Raw genomic sequence first — 15,518 nt, forward strand, 5'->3', positions numbered from 1 at the left:
GATCGCCCTTCCGATGTTCAGGGATGTACGCAGACGATGTCGAGGCGGCGCGGCCCGTGCACGCCCTCGACCCGGTTGAGCTCGATGTCGCTGGTCGCCGACGGCCCGGAGATCATCGTCAGGGGACGCGTCGGATCGGCCAGCGCGGGGATCATGTCGGGCACGTCGGCGACGATCTGCTCGTCGCGCACCACGCAGACGTGGTGGTCCGGGACCAGCGTCAGCAACCGCCGGCCCTGCCCCGGCCCGGCGTCGAGCACGATCGTGCCGGTCTCCGCGATCGCCACCGCGCACCCGGTGAGCACCGACAGCCCGGCCTCGTCCAGCTCGGCCGGGGTCAGCAGGTGCACCAGGCCCGATCCCAGACCGTCATCGCCGACGGGCGCACCGGCCGCCGAACTCGTTCCGGTCCGGCCGACCGTGCCTGCGGGACCGTCCGCCAGCACCGGCACCGGCAGCGCAGTGGTCCACGCTGCGGGCACACCCGGTGGCAGCACCACCTTGGACGCTCCGGCCAGCAGCCCGGCCAGCACCTCGGGCAGTTCGTCCTCGGTGCAGTGATGCATGCCGGCGCGGTAGTCGCCCGCCCGCTCGGCGAACAGTTCGGCAAGGCTCATGCCCGCTCCTCCGGCGGCACGGCCGGGCTGGTCAGGACTGCTCATGGGTACGCCTCCACCAGTCGCGGAAGGACTCGGCCGCGGGCAGCGGCGCGTCGCGGTGCGCGGTCCACGCCGACAGCGGCCACGGCGCGCGCCGCAGCGTGCCGCCGTGGCGGCGGGCGATCAGGCGCAGCGGGGCGCTGCCCGAGCGGGCTGCCCGCAGCGCGGCGCGCCACCGCCGCCGGTCGCGCATCACCCAGCTCAGCGTCGACATCGCGGCCCGCTCGGCGACCGGCTTCGGGCCGGTCTGGCGCAGGTGCACCAGGATCTCCGGAATATTGATCTTCACCGGGCAGACGTCGTAACACGCACCGCACAGCGTCGAGGCGTACGGCAGGGTCTTGTTGAAGCCCGCGTCCTGCCCGGTGAGCTGCGGCGACAGGATCGCGCCGATCGGTCCGGGGTAGACCGAGCCGTACGCGTGCCCGCCCGCGCGCTCGTACACCGGGCAAACGTTCAGGCAGGCCGAACAGCGGATGCAGCGCAGCGCCGCCCGGCCGACCGGATCCTGCGCGACCTGCGTACGGCCGTTGTCCAGCAGCACGATGTGCAGCCGCTGCGGCCCGTCGCCGGGCGTCACCCCGGTGAAGATCGAGGTGTACGGGTTCATCCGCTCGCCGGTCGACGAGCGCGGCAGCAGCCGCAGGAAGTCGCCGAGGTCGGCGAAGCGCGGCAGCAGCTTCTCCACGCCGACCACCGCGATCAGCGTCTCCGGCAGGGTCAGGCACATCCGCCCGTTGCCCTCCGACTCGACGATGACCAGCGACCCGGTCTCCGCGATCGCGAAGTTGGCCCCGCACACCGCGACCTTCGCCGCCAGGAACGTCCGCCGCAGATACTCCCGCGCCGCACCCGCCAGCACCGCCGGCTCGTCCGACGTCGCGGTGAACCCCGGCATCCGCCGCGCGAACAGCTCACGGATCTGGCTGCGGTTGTAATGGATCGCCGGGACCAGGATGTGCGAGGGGGTGTCGTCGGCGAGCTGCACGATGAGCTCGGCGAGGTCCGTCTCGATCGGCGTGATGCCCGCCGCTTCGAGAGCCTCGTTGAGCCCGATCTCCTGCGTCGCCATCGACTTGATCTTCACAACGCTCTCGGCCCGCTGCCCCTGCACCAGCCCGGTCACGATCGCGTTGGCGTGGGCCGCGTCCTGCGCGTGATGCACCACCGCCCCGGCCGCCACCGCCGCCGCCTCGAACCGCGCCAGCAGCTCGGCCAGATTGTCCAGCACCTCGTCCTTGACCGCAGCGGCCCGATCCCGCATCGGCTCCCAGTCGGCGACCTCGGCCACCACCCGAGCCCGCTTGTCACGAATGGTCCGCGTGGCCCGGCCCAGATTCGCCCGCAACTGCCCGTCGGCGAGCTCCCGCTCCGCCGCCACCGCAAACGGCATGACCGCCACGATCGGCAACTCCCTGCTCACCACAGACCCCCCGCCATGATCGCGACGATCTTGCGCGAACTGTTGCCTATTTGTCCGGTCGGCGCGTGTCGCACCCACGGTTCGCGCAAGATCGTCGGGGTGGTGGGTGGGAGCGTCGTCATGAGAGGGCTCCGGTGGCGGCGAGGATTTCGGCGTAGTGGATCGGTTTGGGGGCGCGGGGGTGGCGGGCGAGGCCGCCGCCGATGTGGGCCAGGCAGGAGTTGTCGGCGGCGGCGAGGTATTCGGCGCCGGTGGACTCCGCGTTGGCGATTTTGTCGGCGAGCATGGCGCCGGAGACGGCGGCGTTCTTGAGGGCGAAGGTGCCGCCGAAGCCGCAGCACTGTTCGGGTTCGGGTAGGTCGATCAGGTCCAGGCCCTTGACTGCGCGCAGCAGGGTCGCGGGGCGGTCGCCCAGGCGCAGTGCTCTCAGGCCGTGGCAGGTGGGGTGGTAGGTGACGCGGTGCGGGAAGGTCGCGCCCACGTCGGTCACGCCGAGCACGTCCACGAGCAGTTCGGACAGCTCGTAGGCGGGTAGGGCGGTGTGCGCGCGCAGGTGTGCGACGCAGGAGCCCGACGGCGAGACGATGACGTCGTGGCCGGCGAACGCGGCCTCGGTGAGGCGTTCGAGCTGCCGGGCGGGCGCGGCGTAGCCGGTGTTGGCGTGCATCTGACCACAGCAGGACTGCGCGGCCGGGAACGCGACCGTGTGGCCGAGCCGTTCCAGCAGCGCCACCGTCGCAATCCCGGCCTGCGGGAACAGCGCGTCGTTAAGGCATGTGACGAACAGTGCGATCCGCACGGGGCGGGTCCTCCTCCCTTGACGGTGTCTTGCTCTTAAGGCTAGATCCTATAGGATCCAGGATGTAGCCGGAAGGAGCCAACCACATGCCGACCCACCACTCCCCACTCCGGGGCGCGGCGCGATGAAGGTCATTGATCTGCGCGTGCGCGACATCCGCTTCCCCACCTCCCGCCACCTCGACGGCTCCGACGCGATGAACCCGGACCCCGACTATTCGGCCGCGTACGTCGAGCTCATCACCGATGGCGACGCCGTCGGACACGGCTTCACCTTCACCATCGGACGGGGCAACGACATCTGCGCCGCGGCGATCGAAGCGCTTCGACCGTACGTGGTGGGCCAGGATCTGGACACCCTCGACCTCGGCGAGTTCGGCCGCCGGCTCACCCACGACTCGCAACTGCGCTGGCTCGGCCCGGAGAAGGGCGTCATGCACCTGGCCGCCGGCGCCGTCGTCAACGCCGCCTGGGACCTGGCCTCCCGCCGGGCCGGGCTGCCACTGTGGCGCTACCTGACCGACCTGTCCCCCGACGCCGTCGTGGACTGCGTGGACTGGCGCTACCTCACCGACGCGCTGACCCCCGAAGCCGCCCGCGACCTGCTCACCGAGCGGGCACCGGGCCGGGCTGCGCGGGCCGAGCAGATCAGCGCCGACGGCTTTCCGGCGTACACCACCTCGGCGGGCTGGCTCGGTTACGACGACGCGAAGGTGACCCGGCGCGCGCTGCGCGCGGTGGCCGACGGGTTCGCCATGGTGAAACTGAAGGTCGGCGCGGACCTGCACGACGACCTGCGCCGGTTCACCGCCGCCCGCGAGGCGCTGGGACCGGACTTCCCGATCGGCATCGACGCCAACCAGCGGTGGGGCGTCGGCGAGGCGATCGGCTGGGTGAGCGCCCTGGGCCACCTGAACCCGTACTGGATCGAGGAGCCGACCAGCCCCGACGAGATCCTCGGCCACGCCGCGATCCGCACCGGGCTGGCCCAGGCCGGCCCCGGCGGCACGCCGATCCGGGTGGCCACCGGCGAGCACGTGCACAACCGCATCATGTTCAAGCAGCTGCTGCAGGCCGACGCGGTGGACGTGGTGCAGATCGACTCCGCCCGGGTCGCCGGCGTCAACGAGAACCTGGCGATCCTGCTGCTGGCGGCGGCGTACGGCAAGCCGGTCTGCCCGCACGCGGGCGGGGTGGGTCTGTGCGAGCTGGTGCAGCACCTGTCCTTCTTCGACTACACCTCGGTCGCGGCGTCCCTCGACGGTCGGATGATCGAATATGTGGACCACCTCCACGAGCACTTCGCCGACCCGGTCCGCATCGTGAACGGCCGGTACGCCGCCCCCGAAGCGCCCGGCTTCTCGGCCAGAATGCACGAGGAGTCCCTGGTCCGCTACAGCTTCCCCGACGGTCCGGAGTGGAAAGAAGATGTCTGAGTTCGCAGGCCTGGTCGCCGCGATCACCGGTGGCGCGTCCGGCATCGGCGCCGCCGTCGCCGACCTGCTCGCCGACCGTGGCGCGGCGGTGGCCGTGCTCGACCGCACGCCCGCCGAGGGCGGCCGGCACCTGGCCGTCACGGCCGATGTGACCGCGCCGATGGACGAGGCGATGGCCCGGGTGGTGGGCGCCCTGGGCAGCCTCGACATCCTCGTCAACTGCGCCGGGATCAGCGCCGTCGGCACGGTCGAGCAGGCCGCTGACGACGACTGGCAGCGCTGCCTGGACGTCAACGTCGTCGGCATCGCCCGCGCCAGCCGCGCCGCGCTGCCGTTCCTGCGCGGCTCGAAGAGCGGCGTGATCGTCAACATCTCCTCGATCGCCGCCACGGCCGGCCTGGTGAACCGGGCCGTCTACTCGGCGACCAAGGGCGCGGTGCACGCGCTGACCCTGGCCATGGCCGCCGACCTGGTCGGCGAGGGCATCCGCGTGGTCAGCGTCGCCCCCGGCACGGTGGACACCCCGTGGGTGGCCCGGCTGCTGGCCGGTGCCGACGATCCGGCCGAGGAGAAGCGAAAGCTCGCCGCCCGCCAGCCCACCGGCCGCCTGGTCACCGCCGACCAGGTCGCCGAGGCCGTCGCCTACCTCGCTTCCCCGCGCTCCGGCGCGACCACCGGCACCTCGCTCGCCGTAGACGGCGGCATGAGCGGCCTCCGCCTGATCCGCTGACCCCGCCACCCGCCCAGCCCCACCCCACCCGACCCCACCCACCCAGCCCCACCCGCCCGACCCCACCCGACCCGACCCGACCCGAATAGACGCTGGCCTATCTCATCGAGAAATTCGAGATCATTCTCGATGAGATAGGCCAGCGTCGTTGAAAAGTGGGCCGCGGAGGCAGGTGGCCGGAGGCGGTGCACCGTGTCGGCGGTGGCACCGCTTCCGGGGCCGGTGACCGGTCGGCCTCAGGCCTGGCCCATGATCGAGCGCTGGCGACCGAGCCCGTCGATCTCCACTTCGACCACGTCCCCGGCGGCCAGGTACGGGAACCGGCCGGACAGTGCCACGCCCTGCGGGGTGCCCGTGTTCACGACGTCGCCCGGGTCCAGCACGGTGTACTGCGACAGGTGCCAGATCAGGTACGCCACATCGAAGATCATGTCCTTGGTGTTCGAGTCCTGCCGGACCTCGCCGTTGACCCACGAGCGCAGCCCGAGCCCCTGCACGTCGGCGATCTCGTCGGGCGTGACCAGCCACGGGCCGAGCGGCTGGAAGGTCTCGCAGGACTTGCCCTTGGACCACTGCCCACCGGACTGCTGCAGCTGGAAGTCGCGCTCGGACACGTCGTCGGACAGCACGTACCCGGCGATGTGGTCGAGTGCCTGCGCGGGCGACTCCAGGTAGCGGGCCCGCCGCCCGATGACGACGGCCAGCTCCACCTCCCAGTCCGTGGTGGTCGAGCCGCGCGGGATCAGCACCTCGTCGTACGGGCCGACCACGCTGTTCGGGGCCTTGTAGAAGACGATCGGCGTGGTCGGCGGCGTCGCGCCGGACTCGGCGGCGTGCGCCGCGTAGTTCTGGCCCACGCACAGCACCACACCCGGCCGGGCCACCGGCGCGCCCACGCGCAGGCCGGTGACGTCGATCTCGGGCAGGTCCCCGGCGGCCGCCCGGACCCGGCGGACGCCGTCCGAGGCAAGGAACGCGCCGTCGATGTCGGGCGTGATCCCGGACAGGTCGTAGTGCCGGCCGCCGGACAGCAGCACCGGCTTCTCCGCGCCCGGGGCGCCGACGCGCATGAACTTCATAGGTTGATCTCCAGACCGTAGGTGCGAATCGCGGTGCCGCCGGCCACGGCGGCCCGCTCCGAGGGCGACAGCCCCGACAGGCAGGAACCGACCGCGGCCAGCGCGTCGGCGTACGAGGCGACCAGCTCGCAGACGGGCCAGTCCGAGCCGATCAGCAGCCGGTCGGGGCCGAACAGCTCCAGCGCGGTCTCCACAAACGGCGCGATCGCCTCGACCGTCCAGTCCGGACCGGCCTCGGTGAGCAGCCCGGACAGTTTGGCGGCGGCGTTGTCGCAGGCTGCCAGCGGGCCGACCGCGTCCCGCCATTCGCGCAGCCCGTCCGGCGTGATCCGGGGCTTGCCCAGGTGGTCCAGCACGAACATGGTGTTCGGCACCGCCGCTACGGCCGCGGCACAGGCCGGCAGCTGGTCGGCGCGCACCACGAGGTCGAAGGTGAGCCCGGCGGAGCCGATCGCGCGCAGCGCGCCGCGTACGTCGGGGCGGGCCAGGTAGCCGGGGTCGGTCACCCCCTGGACCTGGTCGCGCAGGCCGACGAGCAGGTCGCCGCCGCGCCCGGACAGCAACGCGGCGATGGTGCCGGGCAGGTCGGGATCGGTCAGCGAGGCCCAGCCCACCACCCCGGCGATCTCGGGCGTGTCCGCGGCGAGCGCCAGGAAGCGTACGGTCTCGTCGGTGTGGCACATCCCGGCCTCCACCAGCACGGTCGCGTCCACCTTGCCGGTCGGCAGCTCGCGGCGCAGATCGTCGACGGTGTAGTCGCGGCGCAGCGGCTCGAGGCCGGGTTCGGCCAGCCAGGCGTAGTCGGCGGTCCACAGGTGGTGGTGCGCGTCGATCCGCACGTGTCGGCCCCCTGTCAGGTCCAGTTGAATCATAGATCCTATATCATCGTCGTATCGGTAAGGTGTACTCGCTCACGACGGTGACAGTCAAGGGGTGTCCGATGGCCACAACGCCCATCCACGGCCGGGTCCGGCCCGCGCAGCGGCTCACGCTGACCGACGACGTCTACGAGTCGTTGAAGACACTCATCATGGAACATGCCATCGCGCCCGGCGAGCGGGTGAGCATCGACGGCCTGGCCCGTACCCTCGAAGTCTCCCCCACCCCCGTCCGGGAGGCGCTCGCCCGCCTGGAGTCCGACGGCCTGGTGCGCAAGCGGGCCATGTCCGGCTACACCACCACGCCGCTGCTCACCCGCACCGAGTTCGACGAGCTGTTCGAGATGCGACTGCTGTTGGAGACCGCCGCCGCCCGCCGCGCCGCCGCGCACGCCGACGCCGAGCAGCGCCGCCGGGTACGCGAGGAGGCCGCCGCGACCGTCGCCGTCGAGGCCGGCGACGGCTACCGCCGCCACGCCGCGTTCACCGCGCTCGACGCCCGCTTCCACGACCTCGTCGCCGAGGTGTCCGGCAGCGGCCTGCTGCGCGAGTCCATCATCCGGCTGCACTCCCACCTGCACCTGCACCGGCTCTACTTCCCCTCGGCGGGCACCGGCGACACCGTCGGCGAGCACAAGCGCATCGCCACCGCCATCGCCAAGGGCGACGCCGACGCCGCCGCCGACGCCATGCACCAGCACCTCACCTCCGCCCGCGACCGCCACCTCCCCGCCTTCCCCGCCTGATCGCCCCGCCCTTCTGGCGCAACTCCTAAAGAGTCGCGCTCTCTGGTCCGGCCTGATGCCGCGACTCTTTAAAAGAGCTGCGGCATACGGCGGGCGGGCAGGTCAGGGGGTGATGAGGTGGAGGGTGTTCAGGTGGGTTGGGCCGCGGTCGGCGAGGAGGTCGGCGAGGTCGATGCCGAAGTCGCCGTTGGCCAGCAGGTCCGGGCGGTCGAGGGCGGGGATCGCGGCGACGGCGACCCGGTCGGGCAGGAACTCGCGCAGCCGGTGCCGCATATCCCCCGGCCAGTCCATGACCGCGCAGTACGCATGCTCCGGGCCGAGCCCCCAGTCCTCGGCGACGTCCGCCTCGTCCACCCCGAAGATCACCATGTGGTCGCGTTCGACGGGACTGCCGAGCTGTGGCACCCCGCCGGTGTGGCAGTCCACGGCGGGCACCACGATCCGGTCCGGATCGCTCGGCTCGTACCAGAGCAGCAGCGGTTTCGCCCGGCGCGCGTCGCGGTTGTCGAAGCAGCACAGCACGATCGCGTGGGCCGGGAAGGCGGTCGCGTAGAACTCGAACAGCTCCGGGCTGACCTGCGGCCGCCGGTGCGGCGGCACCCGTTCGAGTGCCGCGTACACCGCCATCGGGTCCTCGGCCAGCACCACCGTGTAGACGTCGTGGTCGAACACGTGCGCCTGCGGCGCCGGGAACTCCATCCAGTCCATGCCGTCGGCCGCGGCGGCGCCGCCCCCGACCGCGTCCACCATCCTGGTCAGCACGTCGGAGTGCCGGCCGACGTCGATGAAGTTGTCCGGGGTGACCCCGGTCGCGGGCAGGTGCAGCAGCATCGCGTTCGGGCCGGACGCCAGGTTGACCGCCGTGTTCTGGTAGCCGAACACCTCGATCCGCCCGTGCACCGGATGGTGACGGCGGCCCGCGTAGACGGTCGTGCCGCGGAAGTCCGCGTGGTCAGCCGAGACGCACATCGGGCGAGGATACGCCGGACGCGAGCTGCTCGCGTGCCTCCATCAGGGCGAACCCGAGCAGGTTCAGGCCGCGCCAGCGCTGCGGATACCACGCGTCGCCGTCACGGGCCGACAGACCGATCCCCCAGATCGCGTCGACCGGGCTCGCCTCCACCAGCACCCGCTCACCGGTCGACAGCAGGTATGCCCGCAGCGCCTCGTCCTGGCCGAACTTCGCGACGCTGCCCGCCAGCACGATGGCGTACCGTTCCCGCTCCCAGACGGCCTGGCTGAAGCCGCGGACCTCGCGCCCCAGGCCCTTGGCCTGCTGCGGGTGGTCCACCGCCAGGATCCGCCGGGCGACCTCGGCATCGCCGAACAGCGTCGCCTTGCGCCACATCATGTAGTGCTCGGCGGTCGTGAAGGTCAGCCCGTCCACCGTGAACGGGGCCTCCCACCACTGGCTCAGGCAGCTCGGGCCGATGCTCCCGTCCGCGGACGGCTGGTGCCCCCAGAACATCAGGTACTTCACCCGCCGCCCGTGCTCGGCGAGGGTGACGAGTTCGGCGACGCTGCGAGGTGACATGCCCGCCAGTGTCGCGCAGCACGGCCCCGCCGCGCGTCACGATTTCGGTCGACCGGCGTCACACCGTGGCGGCACGATGCCCACCGTGACCACGCTGACGATCATCAAGGGCGACGCGACCAGCCCGCAGGCCAAAGGCCCGAAGGTGATCGCGCACGTCTGCAACGACGTCGGCGGCTGGGGCAAGGGTTTCGTGCTGGCGATCTCCCGGCGGTGGCCGGAGCCGGAACGCGACTTCCGGCGCCGGCATCGCGAGCGGGCCCGCAACGACTTCGCGCTCGGCGCGGTGCGCCTGGTGCAGGACACGCTGCTCGCCGCGGGTGTGCCCACCACGGTGTACGACGTCTAGAGACCGCTGCCGCCTGCGGCGTCGCCGTAGGCGGAGTTCTCCATGATCGCGTTGCTGTAACGGTCGTCAGGCCGGTCCCCGTCTTGGAAGTGGCCCCGGTCCGGGCGGCGCGCCGACGACTCCCGGCGCAGGCCGCGCGTGGCCTGCCGGGCCGCGGCGAGCCGCTGCGCCGCGGTCGCCGGCCCCGCCCGCCGCCCGCGCCGCCACAGCAGCAGCGCGGCGACCGCCACGGCCACGTTCACCAGCACCGCCAGCACCCCGAGATATGGCGACATGAGCTCACGGTACGACAGCGGATCAAGGCACGCCGAGGCGTCAGGACTCCGGCCCGAGGGCGTACGGCCGCTCGTCGGGCAGCAGGCGCCGAGCTCCGTCCAGGGCACGGGCGGTGACCAGCGCGTGGACCTCGTGGGCGAGCGCGGTCACGTCGGCGATGCCGACGGTCCACTCGTCGACGTAGCCGTCGACGGCCGTGCCGGACAGCCCGATCTGGATCGCGCGGTGCGCCAACGGCCGCAGGTTCAGGTCGCGTTCGGGGTCCCACTGCACGCGCACCGGGGAACGTTTCAGGGCCAGCTGCCATTGCGCCTGGTCGGCGTACACGTCGCGGTCGTGGTGGCTCGGCACGGCCTGGCGCACCGCGGCGTCGAACCCGGCGCGGCGCAGGCGCACGGCGAGCACCCGCTCCTGGCCCTCCTTGGTGGCCCAGCCACAGCGGTACATCATCCACAGGAAGGACGGCTTGATCCAGGTCATCCGATCGCGGCGATACCAGTCCGGAAACCGTCCCAGCGCGGCCGCGGCCTCGCCGATCTCCGGCCGGTACGCCTGGTAGACGGTGATCGTCTCGTCGTCGTGCAGCGCCCGGATCTGTCGTGTCGGCACTGTCATGCCCTGGATGATCCATCGTCGGCCCGCGCCGGTCGACCGGGTTTACGCCTACCCGCGTCAGGCGGGTCGGGCAGGTGGCATCCGGCCGGAGACGTGGTGCGGGCAACCGCACGGTAATCCGCTTGTCCGGCCGCGGCGGCAAGGGAACCCTGGCAGCCATGCACGATGATCCCGTGGCCGCCGCGCGGCGCCTCGTCGAGGACCGGTTCCCTGACGCGCGGTGGGCGATGCTCACCGGCAGTGTGCTGACGTCGGCGCGTACGCCCGGATCCGATCTCGACATCCTGGTCTTCTTCGACGAGGGTGGCGGGCTGCCGTTCCGCGAGTGGCAGCGGTGGGACGGGTTCAACGTGGACCTGTTCGCCTACGACCAGGCCGGACTGGACCATTACCTGGAAATGGACCTGCGCGGCGGGCGGCCCGCGCTGCACCGCATGCTCGGCGGCGGACGACTGCTCACCGGCCCGGACGAGCACGCGACCCACCTGCAGGCGCACTGTGCGGGCATGCTCGCGGCCGGGCCCCGGCCGCTCACCGCCGACCAGCTGAACATGGTGCGCTACGGCCTCGCGGACCTGACCGACGACCTGGTGCACGCGGCCGACCCGATCGAGGCGGCGGCCACCGCGGCGCTGCTGTGGCAAGCGGTGGCCGACGCTGCCTGCGCGACGGCACGACCGCCGCACTGGCGCGGCACCGGCAAGTGGCGGGCGCGGGAACTGCTCGACCTGGACGCGGCCTTCGCGTCGCGGTGGCTGGCCGCGCGGCACGACCCGCAGGCGCTGCTGGCGATGGCGGCGGAGCGGATCGCGGCGACCGGTGGCCCGCTCGTCGACCGCTTCCGCGTCGCCGGCGAGCGCGGATGAGGCTGCGTACGCTCGTCGACGAGGTGCGGCTGGGGCCGGCGGTCTACCGGGTGCTGCGGCCCTACCGGCCGTTGCCCCGGGCGGCCCTGTTCCCGGCGGGTGGCGAGCCCCGGCCGCACTGCCTGCTGATGTACGCCGACCGGACGGCCGCCGCGGTGCTGCACGCGGCATGGGCGCTGGCCACGATCTCGCCGCGTTCGCTGGTGTGCCTGCCGATGCGCGCCGCCCGGCCGCCCGCGCACACGCCGTTCGCGGGAAGCGAGGCGATGTCGTACGACCTGGTGTTGCTGCACCATCGGCTGCAGTTCCCGCTGTCGCGGTGGAAGCAGGTGCGGGCGCGGCTGCGGGGCGGCACGCCGCACACGGCGGTGCTCCCGCCGGGGGTCCTGCCCGGCTACGAGGAGATCGACCACGACGCACGCGGGTACGCCGGGCAGCGCGACCACCTGCGCATCGAGCTGTCCGGGCGGACGGCGTTCGTCGTCGGCAGCACGGTCGCGTTCCGCCAATGGGGACACTGCCTGCGGCGGCTGGCCACGGGGCCGGGTCCCGACGAGGCAAGCAGCTGCGGCGCGCCGCACCACTGCGTATCGGTCGACGACTGGCGGCCTCGCCAGGATCGCGACTGGACCGACCTGCACATCGAGGTCGTCGCCGACTGGCGGCCTGGCGCGGTGCTACCGGCGGCGAACGCGGTCAGGCGGTGACCTTCGAGGTCAGGGCGGCGGCGAAGGCGGCGACGACCCCGTCGAGCAGGGTGCGGGCGGGCTCGGCGATGACGATGTCGCCGTCGGCGCCGTCGCTGATCAGCTGGTCGTGCACGAAGTATCCGGGCAGCACATGGGTCGCGCCCATGGTGGTGAGCACGGGCCGCAGCGCGTAGTCGATGGCCAGCACGTGCGCCACGGTGCCGCCGGTGGCCAGGGGCAGCACCGTCTTTCCCTGGAGGGCGTACTGCGGCAGCAGGTCGAGCAGCGCCTTGAGGATGCCGCTGTAGGCGGCCTTGTAGACCGGCGTCGCGACGATCACGCCGTCGGCGGCCCTGAGGCGTTCGGCGATGTCGAGGATCACCGGATGCGACGGGTCACACCCGAGGAGCACGTCGGCGGGCAGGTCGCGCACGGCGATGGTGTCGATCTCGGCGTCCAGCGCACCGGCCACGTTGGCCAGCACCCGGGCGGTCCGCGAGGTCGGTGACGGCGAGCCGCTGATCGCGACCACAACAGCCACATCGACCTCCCCTGTTTTCACACTGCCGCAGCCACCGTATCGCGCCGTTTCCCGCCGCGCACGGACGCAACCGGCGCATCCCGGTCATGATCGTCCGCTTTGTCCGGCACACGGGACTACGTGTTTCAAGATACGCACACATGCCAGGCAAAACGGGCGACCGTCGAAGTGAATGCAGAACTTTCTTTGCAAAGAGAATTCTGCATGCGTATTGTGCAAGGCATGAGCCAAAGTGACGGCGTGCGCCGAGTCGGCGAGATCGAAGAATTCAAGGCGCTCGCGCATCCCCTGCGGGCGCGCCTGCTGGGGGCACTGCGTGAGCACGGGCCCGCAACGGCCACCGAGCTCGCCCACCGGTTCGCTACCGACACCGGATCAACCAGTTACCACCTGCGCAAACTCGAGCAGTACGGGTTCATCGCGGAGGCCGGCGACCCGGGCCACCCGCGCGCCCGGCGCTGGCAGGCCGTGCACCACGTCAACGACTGGAGCGCCGTCGACATGGCCGCCACCGCGGAGGGCCGCGAGGCGTCCGCGGTGATGCGCCGCCAGCAGGTCGACATCCTGATCAGGGACGTAGTGGCCTACGAGGCCGCCCTGAGCACGCTGCCGTCGGAGTGGGTCGACGCGTCCGGCGTCGGCGACCTGCTGGCCCGGCTCACGCCCGCCTCGGTGAACACGCTGTGGGAGAGGTTCTACGCACACGTGGACGAGTTGGTCGCCCAGGACGCCGGTGACCCGGCCGCCCGCCCGGTCAGCATCGTCGTGGCGGGCCTGCCCCGGCTCGGGGACAAGCCGTGATCACCGCGGTCTCGGCGCGCCGACGGTATGTGCTGATCACCTTCCTGACCTGGCTGCCCGCCGGGCTCTACACCGCTCCCCTGGTGCTGCTGCTGCTCGACCGCGGGTTCAGCCTGGGCGAGATCGCGGCGATCGGCGCCGTGTACGGGATCTCCATCATGGTGCTGGAGCTGCCGACCGGCGGGCTGTCCGATGTGCTCGGACGCCGTCCCGTGCTCGTCGCCTCCGCCGCGGCGGGGCTGGCCGGGCTGGCCCTGCTCGGACTGACCGGGGCGGTGTGGCTGCTGGTCGCCTCTGCGGTGCTGCGCGGGGTGGCCCGCGCGCTGTCCTCCGGCCCGGCCGAGGCCTGGTACGTGGACGCGGTGCACGCGGCCGAGGGCCGCGACGCCGACCTCGGACCGGGCCTGGCCCGCGGAGCGATGGCCGCCTCGGCCGCGCTCGGCCTCGGGGTCCTCACCGGTGGCCTGATCCCGTTCCTGTGGCCCGGTGCGGGATCGGACGGCTCCGGACCCGCCACGGAGCCTGCTTCGGCCGGGCTGGACAGCGCGCTGCCCGGTCTTGCCGTGCCGGTGCTGCTGGCTGCGGCATTCGAGCTGGTGCTGCTGCTGGTCGTGGTGTTCGCCATGCCGGAGACGCGAGGGGCGCGGCCGGGGTTCGCCACGGTGCTGCGCGGAGTCCCCGCGACGGTGGCGACCGGGCTGCGGCTGGCCGGGCGCGACCACGTGCTGGTGCGGGTGCTGCTGGTGGCCGCCGCGACGGGGACCGGCCTCGCGGTGATCGAGTTGCTGACCCCGGCCTGGATGGCGGTGCTGTCGGGCGGGGCCGACCGCGGGGTGCTGGCGTACGCGCTGGTCGCGGCGGTCGGTTTCACGGCGGACGCGGCAGGCAGCGCACTCGGGGTGCCGCTGACGCGCCTGCTCGGCTCGCCGGGGCGGGCCGCCTGCGCGGGCACGGTGCTGGCGGCGCTGGGGCTGGCCGGGCTCGCCGGCACGGCCGCGCTGGCCGGGTGGCTCGGCGTGGTCGCGGCCGGGGCGGCGTACCTGCTGATGTTCCTGGGGTTGGGTGCGGCGGTGGCGCCGATGGGGCGGCTGCTGCACGACCGGGTCGAGGCGGGCGAGCGGGCCACCGTGCTGTCGGTGCAGTCGCTGCTGCTGCAGGTCGGTGCGGCCGCGGGTTCGGTCACGCTGGGGGCGCTGGCCGCGGCGTACGGCCCCGGACCGGCGTTCGCGGCGTCCGGGCTGCTGCTCGCGACGGCGGCGGCGACGGTGTGGGGGCTGCCGCGCCGTCAGGGTGTCCAGCCGCGGGCTCTACTGTTACGCCATGTCGGACCGCGTATACCCGCCCGTGATCGCCCTCGCGAAGACCGCGTTTCGCGTTCTTGACCTGCGCATCGACGTGCAGGGAGCCGAGCACGTGCCCACCACCGGGGGCGCGGTCATCGCCTGCAACCACATCAGCTACCTGGACTTCATCCTGTGCGGGTTCGCGGCGCAACCGGCCAAGCGACTCGTCCGGTTCATGGCGAAACAGGAGATTTTTGCCAACCGGATCGCGGGTCCGCTGATGCGTGGGATGCATCACATCCCGGTGGACCGGGAGGCGGGGCTGTCGTCGTACAAGGCCGCGCTGGAGGCGCTGAAGCGGGGCGAGGTCATCGGCGTCTTCCCTGAGGCGACCATCAGCAGGTCGTTCACGGTCAAGGAGCTGAAGGGCGGCTCGGGGCGCATGGCGGCGGCGGCCGGGGTGCCGCTGATCCCGATGGCGCTGTGGGGCCCGCAGCGGCTGTGGTCCAAGGGGCGCCCGCGCAGGCTGACGCAGCGGCATGTGGCCGTGACGATCCTGGTCGGCGAGCCGATGTATCCTAGCAAGCGGGACAAGTCCGACATCGTCACAGCGGAATTGCACCGCCGGATGACGGAGCTACTGGATCAGGCACAGCGGGAGTATCCGGACAAACCGCAGGGTCCGGAGGACTCCTGGTGGTTGCCCGCCCACCTCGGCGGTACCGCTCCCGCCCCGGACCAGGTCAAAGACTCCGAGGACGAGGACTAGTTACGGTGCCGTAGGTTACGGTACCGTAGTTACCAGCCCATCTCAG

19 protein-coding genes are annotated in these 15,518 nt (G+C 72.2%); 9 read left to right on the plus strand and 10 right to left on the minus strand.

From position 1 onward, the window contains the following. Window positions 1–17: 17 nt before the first annotated feature. From FLL47_RS44340 to FLL47_RS32360, 3 genes are all read right to left on the minus strand, one after another. Window positions 18–617: a LutC/YkgG family protein gene (locus FLL47_RS44340; protein WP_246158937.1), complete on the minus strand. Its 600-nt coding sequence runs from the start codon at window positions 615–617 to the stop codon at window positions 18–20. A gap of 31 nt (window positions 618–648) precedes the next feature. Further along, window positions 649–2,052, minus strand: coding sequence for a lactate utilization protein B (locus tag FLL47_RS32355; RefSeq protein WP_144126316.1), 1,404 nt, complete (start codon window positions 2,050–2,052; stop codon window positions 649–651). 148 nt (window positions 2,053–2,200) lie between these two features. Then, a complete protein-coding gene (locus tag FLL47_RS32360; protein WP_144126318.1) occupies window positions 2,201–2,881 on the minus strand; it encodes a (Fe-S)-binding protein in 681 nt (226 codons plus the stop codon). Window positions 2,882–3,005: 124 nt separating this feature from the next. On the opposite strand from FLL47_RS32360, the gene FLL47_RS32365 reads away from it, so the two are divergent. Together FLL47_RS32365 and FLL47_RS32370 are read left to right on the plus strand one after the other, a co-directional pair. Continuing rightward, a complete protein-coding gene (locus FLL47_RS32365) occupies window positions 3,006–4,316 on the plus strand; it encodes an enolase C-terminal domain-like protein (protein WP_186316035.1) in 1,311 nt (436 codons plus the stop codon). Further along, the gene (locus FLL47_RS32370) at window positions 4,309–5,046 is read left to right on the plus strand and encodes an SDR family NAD(P)-dependent oxidoreductase (protein WP_144126321.1); all 738 of its coding nucleotides are present in this window, start codon (window positions 4,309–4,311) and stop codon (window positions 5,044–5,046) included. Before FLL47_RS32365 ends, FLL47_RS32370 begins: the two co-directional genes overlap by 8 nt. 236 nt (window positions 5,047–5,282) lie before the next feature. On the opposite strand, the gene FLL47_RS32375 is transcribed toward FLL47_RS32370, so the two are convergent. Both FLL47_RS32375 and FLL47_RS32380 read right to left on the minus strand, forming a co-directional pair. Next, window positions 5,283–6,125, minus strand: a complete 843-nt coding sequence (locus FLL47_RS32375) for a fumarylacetoacetate hydrolase family protein (RefSeq protein WP_144126324.1) — start codon at window positions 6,123–6,125, stop codon at window positions 5,283–5,285. Further along, a complete protein-coding gene (locus FLL47_RS32380; RefSeq protein ID WP_246158939.1) occupies window positions 6,122–6,964 on the minus strand; it encodes an amidohydrolase family protein in 843 nt (280 codons plus the stop codon). The genes FLL47_RS32375 and FLL47_RS32380 overlap by 4 nt, the downstream gene beginning before the upstream one ends. 101 nt (window positions 6,965–7,065) lie before the next feature. Here FLL47_RS32380 and FLL47_RS32385 point away from each other — a divergent pair, with 101 nt between their 5' ends. Continuing rightward, window positions 7,066–7,749 carry a GntR family transcriptional regulator gene (locus FLL47_RS32385; protein WP_144126330.1) on the plus strand — a complete coding sequence of 228 codons (684 nt, stop codon included), beginning with the start codon at window positions 7,066–7,068 and terminating at the stop codon, window positions 7,747–7,749. A 102-nt stretch (window positions 7,750–7,851) separates the two neighbouring features. On the opposite strand, the gene FLL47_RS32390 is transcribed toward FLL47_RS32385, so the two are convergent. Continuing rightward, window positions 7,852–8,718, minus strand: coding sequence for a hypothetical protein (locus tag FLL47_RS32390; protein ID WP_144126333.1), 867 nt, complete (start codon window positions 8,716–8,718; stop codon window positions 7,852–7,854). After that, window positions 8,702–9,283, minus strand: a complete 582-nt coding sequence (locus tag FLL47_RS32395) for a riboflavin biosynthesis intermediates N-glycosidase (RefSeq protein WP_144126336.1) — start codon at window positions 9,281–9,283, stop codon at window positions 8,702–8,704. The genes FLL47_RS32390 and FLL47_RS32395 overlap by 17 nt, the downstream gene beginning before the upstream one ends. An 85-nt stretch (window positions 9,284–9,368) precedes the next feature. Between FLL47_RS32395 and FLL47_RS32400 the strand changes: the two genes are divergently transcribed. Next, the gene (locus FLL47_RS32400; RefSeq protein WP_246158941.1) at window positions 9,369–9,632 is read left to right on the plus strand and encodes a macro domain-containing protein; all 264 of its coding nucleotides are present in this window, start codon (window positions 9,369–9,371) and stop codon (window positions 9,630–9,632) included. On the opposite strand, the gene FLL47_RS32405 is transcribed toward FLL47_RS32400, so the two are convergent. Together FLL47_RS32405 and FLL47_RS32410 are read right to left on the minus strand one after the other, a co-directional pair. Beyond that, on the minus strand, window positions 9,629–9,907 hold the full coding sequence (locus tag FLL47_RS32405; RefSeq protein ID WP_144126338.1) for a hypothetical protein: 279 nt from the start codon (window positions 9,905–9,907) through the stop codon (window positions 9,629–9,631). The two genes, FLL47_RS32400 and FLL47_RS32405, sit on opposite strands and share 4 nt — an antisense overlap. Window positions 9,908–9,947: 40 nt before the next feature. After that, window positions 9,948–10,523, minus strand: a complete 576-nt coding sequence (locus tag FLL47_RS32410; protein WP_144126341.1) for a DUF4291 domain-containing protein — start codon at window positions 10,521–10,523, stop codon at window positions 9,948–9,950. 158 nt (window positions 10,524–10,681) lie between these two features. On the opposite strand from FLL47_RS32410, the gene FLL47_RS32415 reads away from it, so the two are divergent. Further along, the gene (locus tag FLL47_RS32415) at window positions 10,682–11,389 is read left to right on the plus strand and encodes a nucleotidyltransferase domain-containing protein (protein ID WP_144126344.1); all 708 of its coding nucleotides are present in this window, start codon (window positions 10,682–10,684) and stop codon (window positions 11,387–11,389) included. Next, window positions 11,386–12,096, plus strand: coding sequence for a hypothetical protein (locus tag FLL47_RS32420; protein ID WP_144126347.1), 711 nt, complete (start codon window positions 11,386–11,388; stop codon window positions 12,094–12,096). Before FLL47_RS32415 ends, FLL47_RS32420 begins: the two co-directional genes overlap by 4 nt. Here FLL47_RS32420 and ssuE read toward each other — a convergent pair. Continuing rightward, on the minus strand, window positions 12,086–12,619 hold the full coding sequence (gene ssuE, locus FLL47_RS32425; protein WP_144126350.1) for an NADPH-dependent FMN reductase: 534 nt from the start codon (window positions 12,617–12,619) through the stop codon (window positions 12,086–12,088). The genes FLL47_RS32420 and ssuE overlap by 11 nt on opposite strands. 222 nt (window positions 12,620–12,841) lie before the next feature. Here ssuE and FLL47_RS32430 point away from each other — a divergent pair, with 222 nt between their 5' ends. From FLL47_RS32430 to FLL47_RS32440, 3 genes are read left to right on the plus strand one after another with little or no spacing between them, the layout of a single operon-like run. Continuing rightward, window positions 12,842–13,420, plus strand: coding sequence for a winged helix-turn-helix domain-containing protein (locus FLL47_RS32430; RefSeq protein ID WP_144126353.1), 579 nt, complete (start codon window positions 12,842–12,844; stop codon window positions 13,418–13,420). Then, a complete protein-coding gene (locus FLL47_RS32435; RefSeq protein WP_144126356.1) occupies window positions 13,417–14,802 on the plus strand; it encodes an MFS transporter in 1,386 nt (461 codons plus the stop codon). Before FLL47_RS32430 ends, FLL47_RS32435 begins: the two co-directional genes overlap by 4 nt. Next, window positions 14,741–15,472: a lysophospholipid acyltransferase family protein gene (locus FLL47_RS32440; RefSeq protein WP_144126359.1), complete on the plus strand. Its 732-nt coding sequence runs from the start codon at window positions 14,741–14,743 to the stop codon at window positions 15,470–15,472. The genes FLL47_RS32435 and FLL47_RS32440 overlap by 62 nt, the downstream gene beginning before the upstream one ends. Window positions 15,473–15,518 lie beyond the last annotated feature (46 nt).

It is taken from the genome of Catellatospora sichuanensis, from assembly GCF_007483665.1.
Lineage (GTDB): Bacteria > Actinomycetota > Actinomycetes > Mycobacteriales > Micromonosporaceae > Catellatospora > Catellatospora sichuanensis.

What these genes read in the sequence shown, in the direction of transcription:
- FLL47_RS32395 (WP_144126336.1), bottom strand. Translation starts at nt 9,283, where the DNA reads ATGTCACCTCGCAGCGTCGCCGAACTCGTCACCCTCGCCGAGCACGGG.
- FLL47_RS32430 (WP_144126353.1), top strand. Translation starts at nt 12,842, where the DNA reads ATGAGCCAAAGTGACGGCGTGCGCCGAGTCGGCGAGATCGAAGAATTC.
- FLL47_RS32375 (WP_144126324.1), bottom strand. Translation starts at nt 6,125, where the DNA reads ATGAAGTTCATGCGCGTCGGCGCCCCGGGCGCGGAGAAGCCGGTGCTG.
- FLL47_RS32420 (WP_144126347.1), top strand. Translation starts at nt 11,386, where the DNA reads ATGAGGCTGCGTACGCTCGTCGACGAGGTGCGGCTGGGGCCGGCGGTC.
- FLL47_RS32355 (WP_144126316.1), bottom strand. Translation starts at nt 2,052, where the DNA reads ATGCCGTTTGCGGTGGCGGCGGAGCGGGAGCTCGCCGACGGGCAGTTG.
- FLL47_RS32415 (WP_144126344.1), top strand. Translation starts at nt 10,682, where the DNA reads ATGCACGATGATCCCGTGGCCGCCGCGCGGCGCCTCGTCGAGGACCGG.
- FLL47_RS32390 (WP_144126333.1), bottom strand. Translation starts at nt 8,718, where the DNA reads ATGTGCGTCTCGGCTGACCACGCGGACTTCCGCGGCACGACCGTCTAC.
- FLL47_RS32385 (WP_144126330.1), top strand. Translation starts at nt 7,066, where the DNA reads ATGGCCACAACGCCCATCCACGGCCGGGTCCGGCCCGCGCAGCGGCTC.
- FLL47_RS32405 (WP_144126338.1), bottom strand. Translation starts at nt 9,907, where the DNA reads ATGTCGCCATATCTCGGGGTGCTGGCGGTGCTGGTGAACGTGGCCGTG.
- FLL47_RS44340 (WP_246158937.1), bottom strand. Translation starts at nt 617, where the DNA reads ATGAGCCTTGCCGAACTGTTCGCCGAGCGGGCGGGCGACTACCGCGCC.
- FLL47_RS32370 (WP_144126321.1), top strand. Translation starts at nt 4,309, where the DNA reads ATGTCTGAGTTCGCAGGCCTGGTCGCCGCGATCACCGGTGGCGCGTCC.
- FLL47_RS32440 (WP_144126359.1), top strand. Translation starts at nt 14,741, where the DNA reads ATGTCGGACCGCGTATACCCGCCCGTGATCGCCCTCGCGAAGACCGCG.
- FLL47_RS32365 (WP_186316035.1), top strand. Translation starts at nt 3,006, where the DNA reads ATGAAGGTCATTGATCTGCGCGTGCGCGACATCCGCTTCCCCACCTCC.
- FLL47_RS32410 (WP_144126341.1), bottom strand. Translation starts at nt 10,523, where the DNA reads ATGACAGTGCCGACACGACAGATCCGGGCGCTGCACGACGACGAGACG.